Source organism: Oscillospiraceae bacterium, from assembly GCA_015067255.1.
Classification (GTDB): Bacteria; Bacillota; Clostridia; order Oscillospirales; family SIG519; genus SIG519.
The window spans coordinates 16,823-33,278 of sequence record SVMS01000006.1 but is presented as its reverse complement, the minus strand read 5'-3'; the positions used below and the strand labels follow the sequence as shown (position 1 = coordinate 33,278).

General features: G+C 38.2%; 12 protein-coding genes and 1 pseudogene. 3 read left to right on the top strand and 10 right to left on the bottom strand.

The features are described 5' to 3' along the window. The first annotated feature begins 83 nt into the window (after nt 1–83). Nucleotides 84–626, top strand: coding sequence for a YgjV family protein (locus tag E7480_02535; protein MBE6903463.1), 543 nt, complete (start codon nt 84–86; stop codon nt 624–626). Between the two features lie 116 nt (nt 627–742). Here the strand turns inward: E7480_02535 and E7480_02530 are convergent, their stop codons facing one another. The 10 genes and pseudogenes from E7480_02530 to uxaC form a co-directional block, all read right to left on the bottom strand. After that, the gene (locus E7480_02530; protein MBE6903462.1) at nt 743–1,306 is read right to left on the bottom strand and encodes a hypothetical protein; all 564 of its coding nucleotides are present in this window, start codon (nt 1,304–1,306) and stop codon (nt 743–745) included. 86 nt (nt 1,307–1,392) lie between these two features. Continuing rightward, on the bottom strand, nt 1,393–2,784 hold the full coding sequence (locus E7480_02525; GenBank protein ID MBE6903461.1) for an altronate dehydratase: 1,392 nt from the start codon (nt 2,782–2,784) through the stop codon (nt 1,393–1,395). Continuing rightward, nucleotides 2,777–4,123 carry a tagaturonate reductase gene (locus E7480_02520; GenBank protein ID MBE6903460.1) on the bottom strand — a complete coding sequence of 449 codons (1,347 nt, stop codon included), beginning with the start codon at nt 4,121–4,123 and terminating at the stop codon, nt 2,777–2,779. Before E7480_02520 ends, E7480_02525 begins: the two co-directional genes overlap by 8 nt. 17 nt (nt 4,124–4,140) lie before the next feature. Continuing rightward, nucleotides 4,141–4,883 (bottom strand): annotated as a pseudogene (locus tag E7480_02515) (glucosamine-6-phosphate deaminase). A 1-nt stretch (nt 4,884) separates the two neighbouring features. Next, the gene (gene nagA, locus E7480_02510; GenBank protein MBE6903459.1) at nt 4,885–6,078 is read right to left on the bottom strand and encodes an N-acetylglucosamine-6-phosphate deacetylase; all 1,194 of its coding nucleotides are present in this window, start codon (nt 6,076–6,078) and stop codon (nt 4,885–4,887) included. Continuing rightward, nucleotides 6,075–8,606 (bottom strand): hypothetical protein, encoded by a 2,532-nt coding sequence (locus E7480_02505; protein MBE6903458.1) that lies wholly within the window; start codon nt 8,604–8,606, stop codon nt 6,075–6,077. The genes nagA and E7480_02505 overlap by 4 nt, the downstream gene beginning before the upstream one ends. A 9-nt stretch (nt 8,607–8,615) precedes the next feature. Continuing rightward, nucleotides 8,616–9,755: a Gfo/Idh/MocA family oxidoreductase gene (locus E7480_02500; GenBank protein ID MBE6903457.1), complete on the bottom strand. Its 1,140-nt coding sequence runs from the start codon at nt 9,753–9,755 to the stop codon at nt 8,616–8,618. Further along, nucleotides 9,752–10,807, bottom strand: coding sequence for an alpha/beta fold hydrolase (locus E7480_02495; GenBank protein ID MBE6903456.1), 1,056 nt, complete (start codon nt 10,805–10,807; stop codon nt 9,752–9,754). Before E7480_02495 ends, E7480_02500 begins: the two co-directional genes overlap by 4 nt. Before the next feature lie 12 nt (nt 10,808–10,819). Beyond that, nucleotides 10,820–11,806, bottom strand: coding sequence for a LacI family transcriptional regulator (locus E7480_02490; protein MBE6903455.1), 987 nt, complete (start codon nt 11,804–11,806; stop codon nt 10,820–10,822). Next, nucleotides 11,803–13,197, bottom strand: a complete 1,395-nt coding sequence (uxaC, locus tag E7480_02485; GenBank protein MBE6903454.1) for a glucuronate isomerase — start codon at nt 13,195–13,197, stop codon at nt 11,803–11,805. The genes E7480_02490 and uxaC overlap by 4 nt, the downstream gene beginning before the upstream one ends. 180 nt (nt 13,198–13,377) lie before the next feature. On the opposite strand from uxaC, the gene E7480_02480 reads away from it, so the two are divergent. Beyond that, a complete protein-coding gene (locus E7480_02480) occupies nt 13,378–14,763 on the top strand; it encodes an alpha-glucosidase/alpha-galactosidase (protein MBE6903453.1) in 1,386 nt (461 codons plus the stop codon). An 8-nt stretch (nt 14,764–14,771) separates the two neighbouring features. Further along, nucleotides 14,772–16,001 carry a hypothetical protein gene (locus E7480_02475; GenBank protein ID MBE6903452.1) on the top strand — a complete coding sequence of 410 codons (1,230 nt, stop codon included), beginning with the start codon at nt 14,772–14,774 and terminating at the stop codon, nt 15,999–16,001. The last annotated feature ends 455 nt before the right edge of the window (nt 16,002–16,456 follow it).

Here is a 16,456-nt window from a genome sequence, read left to right as displayed (position 1 = left end):
GGCTCAGCTTGAACCTTCTCTTTTAATCTTTACAATATATGTCTTTTATGCTATAATGCCATTTGAATCGGAGGCAATACATAATGACTACTTTTGAAATATTTGCGCAGGCGCTTGGAATTATCGCTATGATATTCAATATTCTCTCTTATCAGCAAAAGACTGCAAAGGGAGCTATGATTATTCAGTTTCTCGGCTCTCTCTTTTTCTCTATGAACTTTTTTATGCTGGGAGCAACGGTTGGCGGAATAATGAATACTATTGCGATGTTTCGCTCTGTTGTTTTTATGAATAAGAAAAAGCTAAAGGCTGACAATATATTATGGCTTATCTTTTTCATATCTCTTTATGTTATTTCTTATATTCTTACCTTTACCGTATTTAATAAAGAAATAAGCCTGTTTAATATGATAATAGAATTTCTCCCGATTATCGGTATGACAGCAACAACTATCAGCTACCGTCTTCAAAGCGCAAAGGCTATCAGAGGCTTTGGACTTATCAGCTCACCCTCCTGGCTTATATATAACATTATAAACGTAGCTGTAGGCGCAACAATATGTGAAATTTTAACTCTTTGCTCAATAGCAATCGGAATTGTCAGATACGATATAAAAAAGAAATAAGCTCTTGTAATAAGCACTTTAAAAGGACTATGACAAAAAATCATAGTCCTTTTTGTATCCAATATGTAATTATTTTGATATAAAATACTAATTGTAATTAAATAAACAGCAAATAATTAAAATGCTCCCATTTCTTTCATTGCTTTGATATATGTATCTGCCTCTCCGTTGGGGTTTGCTTTTTTTGTTGCTTCAATTTCATACAAGTCACATTCAAGTCCGTGAATTATAATGGGAAGTGTTTTTTTGAATTGCTTTGCAATAAAACCCTCTTCTTGCAGCTTCCTTGCAACATTGGCTGCAATATCAATCAATTCATAATGACCCACAGGAACATACCTATTTTCCGCACATTCGAAGCCTATATTTTCTATACCCTGTTCCTCATACCATTGATACAACGCTTCTGTGTATTCATCAGGCTCATCAACATCAATTATACTTGCTTCGTCCTGTCTCCAAAAAGCATAGTTCCATCTTTCTTCATCAAGGGGACCTGCTCCTTCGCAATCTGCCTCGGTGTTATAACTGATAGCCCAGATCGAAACATTTGTAAAATCCTTATACTCGTATACTTCATTAGAATAAACGAAGAACGAAATAGCATAAATGCCGTCCTCATCCCAATTCGACATTTCAGATTTGACCTTGTCATACAACATTTTTTCAATATCAATCATATTATAACCTCCTATACGAAGTGATTTTATTTTATTATATCATAACCCCTTTAAAGTTTCAACGTTTGAGCAAATATATAAGTTTTTTACAGAGTTACCCCTGTTTTGAATATTGAAATTTCACGGTATCCGTTTATTTCGTTTTTGGCTTTTTGTTCTCCGTTTACTATATTTTTTATAAAGCTATAAAAATCCTCTGCCAGAGTATTTATGTCGGGATTATCAAGAAGAACTCCCGCATTATAGTCTATCCAGTTACTCTTTTTGTCAAAAAGAGGAGTATTGGTAGAAATTTTCACTGTGGGAACAGGACAGCCAAAGGGAGTTCCTCTGCCTGTGGTAAAGAGAACTATCTGTGCTCCCGATACTGCAAGGGCAGTAGATGCAACCAAATCGTTACCCGGCGCATTGAGAAGATTAAGACCTCTTATTTTTAAGGGTTGAGCGTAGGACAGCACGTCAACAACAGGTGCAAAACCGCTTTTTTGGGTACAGCCCAAGGATTTTTCCTCAAGAGTTGTAATTCCGCCGTCCTTGTTTCCGGGAGATGGATTTTCATAGATAGGCTGATTATTTGATTTATAGTAGTTTTTAAAGCTGTTTATCATATCAACCGTTTTGTCAAATATTTCTTTGCTGTTGCAACGGTTCATAAGTATTGTTTCTGCGCCGAACATCTCGGGAACTTCGGTAAGTATTGTGCTTGCGCCTTTTTCAATAACCATATCAGAAAAAGCTCCTACAAGAGGATTTGCAGTAATTCCCGAAAAGCCGTCAGAGCCGCCGCACTTCAAGCCTATTATAAGCTTTTCAAGGGGCTGCTTAGTGCGTACATCTTTTTTGATAAGCTCTTTGAGCTTGTTTACTATCTTTACGCCTTCTTCAATTTCGTCCTCTACACTCTGAGCCTCTAAGAAAAATACTCGCTCTGTATCGTATTGTCCAAGCTCTTTTTTTAGCTCTTGTATACGGTTGTTTTCACAGCCAAGCCCTAACACAAGCACACCGCCTGCGTTGGGATGCTTTATAAGTCCGCACAGCGCCTTTTGAGTGTTTAAGTGGTCATCACCTAACTGAGAACAGCCGTAAGGATGAGTAAAAGCGTAGGTATCGGTAAGAGCCGCTATTTTTTTAGCGTTATCCGAAACACAGCCAACTGTGGCAATTATCCATATTTCGTTTCTTATACCTACTGAGCCGTCAAAACGCTCATAACCCATAAAGGTATCTTTCTGAGTGCTGAAAACCTTAGCTTCTTCAGGAGTATATGTATAATCAATAATGTCCCCTAAAGCTGTTTTCATATTGTGAGAATGTACCCATTCTCCCTCTTTTATATCCTGCGTTGCACAGCCTATTGGATATCCGTATTTAATTATTTTTTCGCCCTTTTTGATATCTGTCAACGCAAGCTTATGTCCTCTTTTTTCGCCGTTTGTTATTACGGCAACGTTATCCTTTTCGGAAATTTTAAGCATTTTTATCCACCGCAAGACGCATAGCCTCGTACATTCCCTTTTCTTCAATCAATTTTAAATTTTCCTGTACCGTTTTGCAAAAATCGGGATAGAGAGATAAATCCTCGCCCCAAAAATCTGCTCTTTGGCATAGCTTTTCCACAAAATTGCTATCAGCTTTATTTGCTTCAAAAAACTCTAAAACCGCCTTATCGTCCTTTACCTCTTCAACCTTTGAATAAAAGGCAATCATAGCGGCAAAGGAGAAGGTTATAACAGGGGGAAGCGTATTGAATTTTTTATAATAATCCTTAAATGAGCCAAGAAGTCTTGATTTCCACTTTGAAACCGAATTTAAAGATATGGAAAGAAGGCTATGGTCAATAAAAGGATTTTCAAAGCGTTCAAAAACGCTTTTTGCAAAATTCATACAATCCTCTTTATCTAAGGACAATGTAGGAATAACCTCGTCTAAAATACATTTTTTCATATATTTTAAAATTACGCTGTCCTGAATACATTCACGCACTATCGTTTTACCTGCTAAATATGCAGCAAGCACTGTTGAAGTATGCGCGCCGTTGAGAATACGCACTTTTCTCTCACGGTAAGGGGTTACGTCATCAGTAAATACAACGTCAAGCCCTGCCTTATCAAGAGGCAAAAGCTTTCTGATATCTCCCTTATCCTCAATTACCCAAAGGGCAAAGGGCTCGCCGATATCAAGAAGCTTATCCTTATACTGTTCTGAAAGCTCTTTATTAAAGCCTGTAACTATTCTGTCAACCAAGGTGGTGCAAAAATAACAGCTTTCAGACAGCCAACTTAAAAACTCCTGACAAAGCTTCCAACGCTTTGCCGTTTCCATAACGCATTTCTCAAGAGCCTGTCCGTTATTTTCTATAAGCTCGCAGGGCAGAATATACATTTCTCCCCCTACAGTGCAAAATCTCTCATAGAGGAAACGGGTAAGCTTTGCAGGATAGCTTTTGGGGGGATTTTCCTCAAAGCTGTCCTCTTCAGTTATTGCAATTCCTGCCTCGGTAGTATTGGAAATAACTATTTTATATTCACAATCTTTGGCAAGGCTTAAAAGCTCATCAAAATCCTCATAAGCGCCTATTGCCTTGTCAACACAGGTTATTTTTCTTGCAAAATCTATTTTTTGACCATCTGTCATTCCTCTTGTAATAAGAGTATACTGACAATTTTGTTCTTTAAAAGCATCAAGAGAGCCGTATTCTATCGGCTTTACAATAGTAACCTTGTTGTCTAAGCTTAGCTTTTCGTTGGAAAAATCAATCATATAGTCAACAAAAGCTCTTAAGAAATTGCCCTCTCCGAATTGCAGAATTTTCATTTATAAAGTTCCTTCTATTACATATATTTTTCTATGTCTACCTGACTTGCAGAATTTTCATCAACAAAAAGATAGAAGCTATTATGCTGCTTTAGCATAGTTGCAGGGATATATGGTGTAAGCTCGTTTTCAAGAGTGTCCTTTATAGCCTTTGCCTTTACCTTATGAGGTACTGCTGAAATAATGTTTTTACTGTTCATAATTTCAAAAACAGTCATAGAAACTGCCTGCTTAGGCACTTGGTCGATATTTTCAAACCAACCCTCACCCAGCTGTTGATTTCTGCACTTGTCATCTAAGTTTACAACTATATAGGCGTTTTTGTTTTCAAAATCTGCAGGGGGGTCGTTAAAAGCAATATGAGCATTTTCGCCGATGCCTATCAAAGCAACGTCAATGGGCGCTTTTCTGAATTCCTCGGTAAGCTTTTTGATGTTTTCTTCAATGTCGCCCTCTGTAACAACGTAGTTTATCGCCTTTGCATTTACAAAATCACCGAAGCGCTCCTTTATGTATTTTCTGAAGCTTGAGGATGCTCAATGCTTAAGTCGATATATTCGTCTAAATGGAAAACTTCAACCTTTGACCAGTCAATATCCTTTTTAATAAGTGCTCCTATTGTTTCAAACTGGGAAGCTCCTGTCGAAAGAACAAGTCTTGCTGAGCCGTTTTCGTTTATTGCTTTGTTTAAAAGCTCTGCTGTAAGTGTTGCTGCGTTTTCTCCTAATTCTGCGGGGGTTTTACTTAAGTTGATTTTCATTTTATTTACCTTCCTTTTTATATGCTATATTACCGTTACATATTGTCTGAAGAATATTTATATTTTTATCAAAAATTACAATGTCGGCGTCAAAACCTTGCTTTAAAAAGCCCTTGTTTTTAAGCTTCATAGCTTTTGCAGGAGCTTCGGTTGCCATTTGCACAGCCTTTTCTATGGGAATACCGATTTTTTGAGCTGTTCTCAAAAGCACATCAAAGGTGGCAACGCTTCCTGCAAAGGAGCTTTTGTCGGGAAGCCACGCTACACCGTTAGAAACTACAACCTCAGTTCCTCTTTTTTTGTGTCCTAACATACATTTACTGCCCTCGGGCATAGCCGCACCTCGCATAGAATCTGTAACAAGGCACATTTTTTTGCTTCCTTTTATTTTGTAAATGAGTTTTAAAAGCTCAGGGGGAAGATGAATACCGTCGCATATTGCTTCTGTAAATACTCTTTTATCCAAAAGACAAGCCTCTACTGCACCGCCTTGACGAAAACCGTCTACCCGTCTTACATTAGACATACCCGAATATAAATGGGTAGCTATTGTTGCGTGGTCAAAAGCCTCTGTTGTTTTTGTAAAGGAAGCGTCGGTATGGGCTACTGCACTGACAACTCCTTTTTTACTCATATACTCTGCCATTTCATAAGCGCCGTCAAGCTCGGGAGCTAAATCCCACCTTTTTATAAGGGGATATTTTTCTATAAATTCTTTGTATTTTTTATCAGAGGGATTGCAAAGCACGTCGGGAGCCTGTGCGCCGCACTGCTCCTTTGAAAAGTAGGGGCCTTCAAGGTGAAGTCCTAAAATCTCAGCGCCGTCGTAATTCTCTTTGCTTGCCTTTGTTAAACCCTCTATAACAGCTTCAAGCTCCGAAAAAGGACAGCTTAAGGTTGTGGGAAAAATTCCCGTAACACCGAAGCGAGCATAGTCCAAAAGGGCTTTTTTTATGCCCTCCCTATCGTTATCCATAAAATCGTAGCCGTTAATTCCGTGGCTGTGAAGCTCAATAAAGCCTGCGCTGACATAATTTCCTTTAGCATCAATTATATTTTCAAGCTCAGAAAGCTTTACGCTGTTTTGTAGTACAACAGAATGAATTTTTGAATTTTCAAAAATAAGGGCAAGCCCGTTTTGCTCCTTGGCATTACTTATAAGTATGCCGTTTATAATTATACTTTTTATTTTTATTCACCCTTTTTAAAGCTAAAGCTGTGTATTCCGTTTTCAAGAAGCGTAGCTTTTCCGTTTATTAAAAGCTTTGCCTTAGTGTTTGCAGGAATATTAAGCTCTAAAGCAACTTGATTATCGGCATTTTTGCTCCATTTAATATCAAGCGTTCCCCAAGGGGTTTTCTGATACATTCTGACCTTCTTCAAATCAAGCTCAAAGGCAGGACAAATTTCAAAAACTCTTATATTGTCTTTATCATAAAAGCTGTCCCTGAAGCCTCCTATTCCTTTATAGAGCCATTCGTCTGCCGCCGCCAAGGGTGTATGACAGTGGGAATTCATTTCGTTGCCCGTCATATACTGCCAGCGCTCCCATATGGTAGTAGCGCCCTTTTCAAGCATAAAGCTCCAGGAGGGAAAATCACGGCGGTTAAATAAATCAAAGGCAGTTTTGGAAGCATCAATTTTCAAAAGAGCATCAAAGAGATACTTTGTACCTACAAGTCCCGTAGTGAGCTGAGTTGAGCCTCTTACAGAATTTATTTCCAATAAAAGCTTTTCTTTTACATCGTTATATTGGCTCTCATCCACCATATCAAAGGCAAGGGCAAGGGCATTGGGAAGCTGGCCGACACGGTAGCAATCCCCGTAATAGCCGGTGGGATGAAGTCCCCAATAGGTATAGTAATAATTATCGTTATATGCTTTTTTGATTTTTTCTGCCTTGTCAGTATATTTCTTTGCCGATTTTGTGTCCCCTAAAGCCTCTGCCATTTCTGACATCTTGACAATGATATCATAATAGAGAGCATCTCTTATATACTTTTCATCGGTGTATGCAATTCCGAGCCAATCTCCCAAGCCCTCGAGAGTTAAAAGACCTTGCTCGTCCTCACGTGTCTGCAAATACTCACAAAACTTCTGTAAATCTTTAAAATGTTTTTTTACACAGGGTATATCAGCATAAAATTTATACATATAGTAAACCAAAACGGCATAGGCGCAAGTCCAGGAAAGACATTCTCCGCCGCTGAAACGGGGGGCATTCATATATTCTATTGCGCCTGTTTCTTTGTTTTGAATATCACTTATATCGTCAAGCCATTTGCGGTAAAAGTTCTGCATATTAAAGTTATGAATACAGGAGCTTGCCGCCACCTGACCGTCCCCAAGCCAGCCCTGACGTTCATCTCTCTGACAGCAGTCTGTGGGAATACTGTGCATATTATTTGAAAGAGTCAGCTTCATAGCATTATGTATTTTATTTATAAGCCTTGAAGAAGATGAAAAATAGCCTGTATCCTCAACGGCGTTTCGGATTTCTACCTGACAGATATCCTCGGGGTTAAGGATATCTGAATATCCGCTTACACAGACATATCTGAAGCCTCTGTAAATGAAATAAGGCTCATAGACATACTCGCTTCCGTTACAGATAAAGGTATCGCTACAAAGAGCAGTTCTGAGATTTTCTCTGTTAAGAGTGCCGTCCTCATTCAAAAGCTCTGCGTGGGTTATAACTACTTTTTCATCACGTTTGCAGTTCTTTATTTTAATTTTTACTCTGCCCGCAACATTTTTTCCGAAATCTACTATATAATCACCGTTATCACGTTCACTTATGCTTACGGGAGAAGCCTTTTTAATTTCTTTTACGCTTTCAAGCTGTTGAACACATCTTTGAAGCTTTACATTTGAAAGCACCGTAGTCTGAGTAAATTTCTCCTTACAGTCGGGGGAAAGCTTGTCAAGCCATTCAATTCTTGAGTCAAAGGTTTCGCCGTCGTAAAGACTGCTGTAAACTACAGGACCTCTGTAGCTTCTTTCACTTCCGTCTGAAAAAATAACCTCTTCTGTGCCGTCGCAATAGGTTATATGAAGCTGATAAAAGGCTTTGGGAATTTCAGCATAGTATCTGTTGAGAAAATAGTTCTCATAGCTGCCGTCAAAATCTCTTTTGTACTGTGTACCCAAGAGAATACCCAAGGTGTTTTTGCCCTCATTAAGCTCATTTTTTATATCGTAGCACTGATATTCAATACGCTTGTCATAGGCTGTATATGAGGGGATAAGACCTGTATCGGAATTGAGCCTTGAATTTATATAAAGCCTGTAATAAGCAAGGCCTGTGCATAAAAGATAGGCTGAGCTTATTTTTTTGGAAAGCTCAAAATCTCTCACTAAAAGATTTTCGCCTGTTATCCACCTTGCCTGCCAGCAATCCTCACTCATAGCGGCAGTTACAAAGCTCGATACAGCGTTTAAAAGCTCGCCTGTAGACAGACAAAGCTCTATCTTAAAATAATACTTTTTAACGCTTGAAAGCGTCTTCCCGCCGTATTCTATGGCAACAGACAGGGGACTTTCAACAAAACCGCTGTCCCACATATCCCCGTCATTTTTCTTGCTTGAAGATACTGAAATGCGGTATTTTTTTTGATAAACGCTTTGCTCGTTGCTTGTGATATTCCAGGAGAAAACGGGGTTACTGTCAATGCCCACAGGCTTGACAAAGCCGTTTACTTTAACATTTGATATCTTTGACATATTATCACCTTACAGTTCAATAGGAACAATCTTTTTTGTTTTTCTGCTTATGTCTGCATTAAGGGCAAGTATTGAGCTTAAATATCCTGACTTTACGTCGTTTATGGGCTTATCGGAGCAAGCTGATTTTATGAAATCTGCCATTATTCCGCTGTCTCCGCCGTTATGTCCCCATTGTTGCTCGGGCAAATGATAAGTAATTGCACTGTCAGGACGTAAATCCTTAACTGTTATGGTGCGTGCATTGAAATCTCCGCTTATAGTTCCCTTTGTGCCGAAAATCATAATGCTTCTGTTTTCATAAGCGCTTAAAAGAGAAAGAGTAAAGCTTGCCGTTACGTTATTTCCAAACTGAATATTTAAAACCTGATGGTCAATTATATCCTTTTTGCAGTTGTATACACAATTATTGTCAACCGGTGCAAGACAGCCGTAATCAATAGTATTGTAATCATAAATACAGCTATCTTTAATTTTGCAGTTATCACAGATGTCGGAAGCCTTTTCATTTTCCACAAAATGAGTACAGCCGCCAAAGGAGCTTACATATTCGGGGTTTTTTCCTGCAAGCCAGCAAAGTATATCCAAATCGTGACTGCATTTTGCATTTAAAAGACCGCCGTTTGTAGAGCTGTCACGGTGCCATCTGCGGTAAAAGCTGCTGGCGTGAGTGTAGTTGAGCATTTCCTTTGCCTCTATGGAAATAACCTCTCCGATATCTCCGTTATCTATAATGCTCTTTATTTTTCTGTAAAACTGAGTATATCTTAAAACAAAGCCTAAGCAGATAGTCTTTTTGTAATCCTTGCAGGCAAAATAGATTGCCTTTGCATCCTCCGCTGTGGTGGCAATAGGCTTTTCCAAAAGAATATGCTTATCGTATTTTATTGCATTTATTGCTATTTCTCTGTGTGTTGTGTCGGGAGTGCAAATTATTATTGCATCTACATTTTTGTCATTTAAAAGGTCAATGTAATTATCGTAGCAGGAAACCTCTTTATCTTTAAAATAAAGATTTTTACAGCCTTCAAGATTTTCACTTTTACTGTCTGCAAGGGCAGTTATTTTTACATTTTCATATTTATTTGAGTTTATTAGCTCAACATATGCCGCTGAGCGTCTGCCTGTTCCTATAATTCCTATATTCATTTAATTGACTCCTTTTTGTTAAAGTTAAAGCAATTATCAAAGAATGAATACGCCTTGTTATTGCAAAATGCGTGCTTTACAGGACATACATCATCAAAAAGCTTTTCCCTTGCATTTGCAGCAGTATATATTTTTTCAACCTTTTCAAAGCCTGCCTTTGTATCTTCGATATAAAAGCAATCGTCATAAAGTCCCATTTCAATAAGTAAAGGACGGGGCGCAATAAGACCTGCAATATCCGAAACATCAAGATAATTATAAAGCCCGGGAAGAATTTGCGCACCGCAGAAATTAGCTCTGTTTATTGCAAATTTTTCAAAGGAATTTACATAGCAGATAATGTCGGCAGCTTTAATTCTTTCGTCAAGAGCCGCAGTAAAGGTTGTAATTGTGCCGCCGTAGCTAAGACCCATAATTCCTATCTTATCTGCATTTACCTCGGCTCTCTCCTGCATATAGTCAATACAGCGCATCATATCAAATATGTTTAAAGCTAAGGTATAGCTGTCAAAAAGAGCGCCTTTTATAAAGTTTATGTTGCAGGCATCTCTGCCGGGGAATGGGTCTATTCTGTCGTTTCTTTCCCCGAAGCCTCTCAAATCGGGACAGAAGGTGATATACCCGTGGCGTGCCATAAGCTCGCCGTAATTGTAATTCTGGGACTCTATATCAGCTATATGAGCTTCGTCAGAGCGTATTCCCGCAACGCAGTCCTTACCGAAAAGCCCGTGTCCGTGACAGCAGAGAATGGCAGGAGTGCTTTTGTCGGGCTTTATATCCTTAGGATAAATAACGTACATAGGCATCGACATATATTTTTCTGTATCTATAACAACTCTTTCTCTTATAATGCCGTTGTCCTCTTGCTTAAATTCAATTTCAGCATTTAAAGGCACCTTTTCGGGAAGCTCTCCCATAAGAGCTTTTAATTTTTCAAGAGCTTTTTTATGCCAGCCTTCAAAGCTTTCATTACAGCTTTCAAAGCTCATTTTCGGGATATGCTCAGAAGCTATACTGTCCCAATATACTGTGGGCTTAAAATTTCTTGCCATTTTTTCACATCCTTAGGTAGTTTGTTTTTCGATAATTTCACAGGGCACAACATTTTTCTGAGCCATTGTTTTTTTGTCAACTAAAGAATTAAAAAGATTTACTCCGATTTCACAAAGAGTGCCCACCCTGTTGTCAATAGAGGTTATTGCAGGAGTTGAGCAATCGGAAATAACGGAGTTATCACAGCCTATTACCGCCAAATCCTTGGGAATTGAAATGTCAAGCTCCTTAGCCGCCTTTACAACACCTGCGGCAATTTCATCGGCAGAGCAGATAACCGCTGTTATTTTTGGGTTTTTCTTTAAAATGTCAAGAGCTGTCTGCTTTGCACTTTCTATATTTCTCTTGCATTTTAAAATATGCTGATTTTTTATATCAAGCTGACATTTGTCAATTCCTTTTTTAAAGCCGTTAAGCTTATTTAATCCGCTTGCAGAGTCGGTATCATACATATAAAGAAAGCTATCGTGCCCTTTTTGATTTAAAAAGGCTACCGCATTTTTAAAGGCTTCAAACTCATCGGAAATTACATTGTAGATATAATCCTCATTTGTTTCTAAGTTTATCGTTATTGTAGGAATATCGGTATTTTTTAAAAGCTTTGATACAGCCTTTTGCTGAGAATGAAATTTCGAGCCTATTATAAAAATAGCGTCTACATTTCTGTATATCATCTGACTTATGTATTGAGAGGTTGTTGAAAGGTCAGTTCCCGTGCAGTATAAAATCATATCGTAATTGTTGAGCTTGAGCTGTTTTTCAAGCACTGAAACCGCCTTGGCATAATATAAATCGTCAATTTCCGAAATAAGAATACCAACGATTTTGACGCTTGTCTGATTTAAGCCCTGTGCAAAGGAGTTGGGACGGAAATTTTCCTTTTCAATTATTTCAAGAATTTTCTTTCTTGTTTTCTCGCTGATGTTTTTTCCGCTTATGGCTCTTGATACCGTAGCTGTGGAAACACCGGCAAGCCTTGCAATATCGTATATGTTCATTTGTTTTCACCTAAACAGAAATATTTTTTGGCATTTTCAAAGCATATGTTTTTGATAATATCACCTATTGAAGCGTTGAGGGGATATTCACCCTCTTCAATGAGACACCCGAAATAATTACATAAAATTCTTCTGAAATATTCGTGTCTTGTATAGGATAAAAAGCTTCGGCTGTCAGTCAGCATACCTATAAAACAGTCAATGCCGTAAACAGATGCCATAGCCTTAAGCTGAGCCTCCATACCTTCCTTTGTATCGTTAAACCACCAGGCACTGCCCTGCTGCAGCTTACCTTTAACGCTTCTCTCACTGAAAGCACCGCAGACAGTATTTATCATTAAATTATCGTTGGGATTTATGGAATAAACTATTGTTTTGGGAAGTTCTTCCCTCTTGTCAAGCTCGTTGAAAAGCTCAGCAAGACGGGAAACACTATCAGACAAAACAGTATCATATCCCGTATCAGCTCCTAAAAGGTCAAACATATTGGAATTTACATTACGTTCAACGCCGTAATGAAGCTCGGAAACAATGTTTCTTTTTGCATAGTTTCTTGAAAGGAACAGCAAAATATGAGTTTTAAAAATATCGCTTTCCTGTAAAGAGGGCTTTTTGCCCGAAATGGCATTTTTAAATATTTTATCAACCTTTGAATAATCTGCTTTTTCAAAGGGTATGTATTCAATACCGCAGTCGGCGGCAACACAGCCCATTTTGCAAAAATAATCAAGACGGCTTAAAAGAGCCTTTTCCAAAGCTGAAAGACAGTTTATTTTTATCCCTGTGCAAAGGGAAAGCCTTTCAATATAAGAGAAAAAGCCGTCCTTATCAATATTAATTGCTTTATCGGGACGAAAAGCAGGCAAAACCTTTACATCAAAGCTTGAGTCATTTTTTATAAGACTGTGATATTCAAGGCTGTCAACGGGGTCGTCGGTAGTACATATAGCATAGACATTCGATTTTTTAATTATGTCCCGCACGCCTAAGGTCTTTAGCTTCTGACAGGTTATCTCCCAAATCTCAGGCAGATTTTCGCAATTAAGCTCCAAATCAATATCAAAATAACGCTTAAGCTCTAAATGGCACCAATGGTATAAGGGGTTGCCGATAAGCTTAGGCAAAATTGCGGCAAACTGATACAGCTTTTCGTAATCGCCTGCGCCCCCTGTAATATATTTTTCATCTATTCCGAAAAGGCGCATCTGACGCCACTTATAATGGTCCCCGTAAAGCCATATTTGAGTGAGATTTTCAAAATGAGCATTTTGATAAATCTGCTCGGGACTGATATGACAATGATAATCAATGATAGGCATATCCTTTGCAAAGCTTTGATAAAGCTTGAAAGCAGTTTCATTTTTCAGTAAAAATTTTTCGCCTATTATCATATAGCCTTTTCCTTTCAAAAAACAATGTAACCGCTTACTATGATAAAGCATATTTACCCTTTTGTCAAGAGATATCAAGAAAAAATATATTGACAAATATATATTATATGGATATAATAGGCTTATTAGCTTGTGTAATTTTGCAATATTGTAAGCGGTTACAAAAAAGGAGAAAATAGTATGAAAATTTACAAGGATTTTGCAGAGGGTATAAATATAGCCTATATAGGCGGCGGTTCAAGAGGCTGGGCAAGAGGTCTTATGAGCGATTTAGCTTTGGAAAAAAGCCTTTGCGGCACAGTAAAGCTTTATGATATAGATATGCAGGCAGCCTATGACAATGAAATTATAGGTAATAAAATTTCAACTCTTGAAAATGCTCAGAGCAATTGGGTTTATAAGGCTGTTACCTCTTTGAAGGAGGCTTTGACAGGTGCCGATTTTGTTATTATCTCCATTTTACCCGGCACCTTTGACGAAATGGCTTCCGACCTTGAAGAGCCTCAGAAATACGGCATTTATCAGTCCGTAGGCGATACTGTGGGTCCCGGCGGTATTTTAAGAGCCTTAAGAACTGTGCCTATGTATATGGAAATTGCAGAAGCTATAAAGGAGTTTTGTCCCGAAGCCTTTGTTATAAACTATACAAATCCTATGACTATGTGCGTACGCACCCTTTATAAAGTTTTCCCGCAGATAAAGGCTTTCGGGTGCTGTCACGAGGTTTTCGGAGCGCAGGAGCTTCTTTCCAACGCCTTAAGTGAATTTACGGGAATGGAAAAGGTTGACAGAAAAGAAATCAAGGTAAGCGTTTCGGGAATAAACCATTTTACCTGGATAAACAGCGCTCGCTATCAGAATATTGACTTAATGGAAATTTACGATAAATTCGTTGAAAAGCATTACGAAAGCGGATATTGGGAAAAGGAGCAGGACTTATGGCTGAGCAACACCTTTGTTTCCCACGAGCGAGTAAAATTTGACCTTTATAAGAGATACGGCGTAATGGCGGCGGCGGGAGACCGTCACTTAGCTGAATTTGCACCGAGATATTGGTATTTAAAAGACCTTGAAACAATTAAAGAATGGCATTTTTCAATAACTACTGCCCAATGGCGTAAGCAGTCCTTAAAGGAAAAGCTTGAGGAAACACAAAAATATGTAAGAAACGAAAAGGAGCTTACAATAACTCCCACAGGCGAAGAGGGAGTAAGGCAGATAAAAGCTCTTGTAGGCTTAGGCGACCTTGTTACAAATGTAAATCTGCCAAATAAAAATCAGATAAAGGAATTACCCTTAGATGCCGTAGTGGAAACAAATGCGGTATTCAGAAACAATCAGATAATTCCTATAAGTGCTCCCAAGCTTCCCGACTCTGTTTTAGGTCTTATTGCAAGACACGTATACAATCAGGAAACCGTTGTAGATGCCGCAGTCAACGCAAGACCCTATGATGCCTTCAAGGCATTTTGCAATGACCCGCAGGTAACCCTCAGTCTTTCAGACGCAAAGACGCTTTTTGATAAAATGATAGATAACACCAAAAAATATATTAAATTTAATTGAGGCTTAATATGGACAAAATTTCAATAGACAAAGTAAAAAATTACATATATAAAAATTGGGAAAACTGTCTTTTTGACGGAGAGGTTGACGAAAAAGAAATTTATCCGTTGCCCTATCCCTTTTCAACTCCGTCTATGAACGGATTTTTTTGCAAAACTCAGTTTTATTGGGACACTTATTTTATAAATATAGGACTTATCAAAAGCAACGAGTCTGAGCAGGCTCTCAAAAACGTTGAAAATATGCTTTATCAGGTGGAAAAATTCGGGCACGTAGGCAACGACAATTCCCATATAGGAATGAAAAGAAGTCAGCCCCCTCTTCTATCGGAAGCTGTTTTGGATTTATATAAGACTTACGGGGACAAAAAATGGCTTGAAAGAGCATATTCTATATTGGAAAAGGAATATAGCTTCTGGCAAACTGAAAGAATGACCCCCACAGGACTTAACAGATATTATCACTCCTCAGACGACGATTATCTTATTGTTTTCGGCGAATATATGCTTGAACGCTTAAAGCTTGAGAGGCCCGATAACCTTATAGATATGGCAAAAAATTATCTTGCCGAGGCTGAAAGCGGTTGGGATTTCTGTTGTCGCTACAACGGCAAGGGCGCTGACTATATCCCCATAGATTTAAACAGTATTCTTTATAAATTTGAAAGCAATATGCTATATTTTTCAAAGGAGCTCAACACCAAAACGGAAGCTCTTTGGGAAAACAGAAGAAACAAACGCAAGGAGCTAATGTATAAATATTGCTTTAACAGTAAAACTGGCTGTTTTTATGACTATAATTATAAAACAAACACTCTTTCCGATGTTATCAGCGTAGCTATGCTTTATCCTTTATGGGCAAATATTGACGTTGAGAAAAACTCGCAGTCTATTATAAAAACAGTTTTCGATGCTCTTTACTATCCCCACGGAATAGCGGCGTGTCAGAACAAGGGTGAAAGACCGCTGCAGTGGGAATTTCCAAATGCGTGGCCCCCTCTTCACTTTTTTGCAATAGAAGCTCTTTTGAACAGTAAGCAAGAAGAAAAAGCAAAAGAGCTTGCATCAAAATATATAAATGCAACTGTAAATAATTTTGAAAAAACAGGCGGTCTATGGGAAAAATACAACTGTGTAACAGGTACCTTAGACGTAACCGACGAATACGAAATGCCTACAATGATGGGCTGGAGCGCATCGGTGTTTTTATACTGCTGCGACATAATAGCGGCGGTATAAATCCCGCCTAAAAGAAAAAAGGGTGCGGCTCCGCCGTTTACATCTATTGAATATTTTTTATTCTTTAAAATCAACTTAATAAAGTATTATTTGAAGAAAAACTAAAGCTTTTGAAAAAGTATTAAGCAGAGGTTTGATATAAACAAGCTCTATTTCCCCAAAATGAAAAAAATATTGATTTTGGGAAATGAATTGATGCTTTGCATCATAAATTGGCTTACGCCATGAATTGAATTGCAATAATGTGCCCTTGGGCACAATTTATGCCGTAGGTAATTCATGAAAGTATTTACTTTCAATTCATGCAATCGTAGATTGCAATTCATTAAAAAAGCAAGAACGAAACCGTTCTTGCTTTCAGACTGTCGAAAAAGGCACAGACCGCAGAAAAAGAAAAACATAAATAATTAAAGCTAATTCTTAAAAATGATATAGGAAAGGAGTTTTTCTCTTTT

Excerpts from the sequence above, each read along its gene's own strand:
- E7480_02480 (MBE6903453.1), top strand. The coding sequence starts at position 13,378 with ATGAAAATTTACAAGGATTTTGCAGAGGGTATAAATATAGCCTATATA.
- E7480_02520 (MBE6903460.1), bottom strand. The coding sequence starts at position 4,123 with ATGAAAATTCTGCAATTCGGAGAGGGCAATTTCTTAAGAGCTTTTGTT.
- E7480_02525 (MBE6903461.1), bottom strand. The coding sequence starts at position 2,784 with ATGCTTAAAATTTCCGAAAAGGATAACGTTGCCGTAATAACAAACGGC.
- E7480_02500 (MBE6903457.1), bottom strand. The coding sequence starts at position 9,755 with ATGAATATAGGAATTATAGGAACAGGCAGACGCTCAGCGGCATATGTT.
- E7480_02535 (MBE6903463.1), top strand. The coding sequence starts at position 84 with ATGACTACTTTTGAAATATTTGCGCAGGCGCTTGGAATTATCGCTATG.
- uxaC (MBE6903454.1), bottom strand. The coding sequence starts at position 13,197 with ATGATAATAGGCGAAAAATTTTTACTGAAAAATGAAACTGCTTTCAAG.
- E7480_02475 (MBE6903452.1), top strand. The coding sequence starts at position 14,772 with ATGGACAAAATTTCAATAGACAAAGTAAAAAATTACATATATAAAAAT.
- E7480_02495 (MBE6903456.1), bottom strand. The coding sequence starts at position 10,807 with ATGGCAAGAAATTTTAAGCCCACAGTATATTGGGACAGTATAGCTTCT.
- E7480_02490 (MBE6903455.1), bottom strand. The coding sequence starts at position 11,806 with ATGAACATATACGATATTGCAAGGCTTGCCGGTGTTTCCACAGCTACG.
- E7480_02530 (MBE6903462.1), bottom strand. The coding sequence starts at position 1,306 with ATGATTGATATTGAAAAAATGTTGTATGACAAGGTCAAATCTGAAATG.
- E7480_02505 (MBE6903458.1), bottom strand. The coding sequence starts at position 8,606 with ATGTCAAAGATATCAAATGTTAAAGTAAACGGCTTTGTCAAGCCTGTG.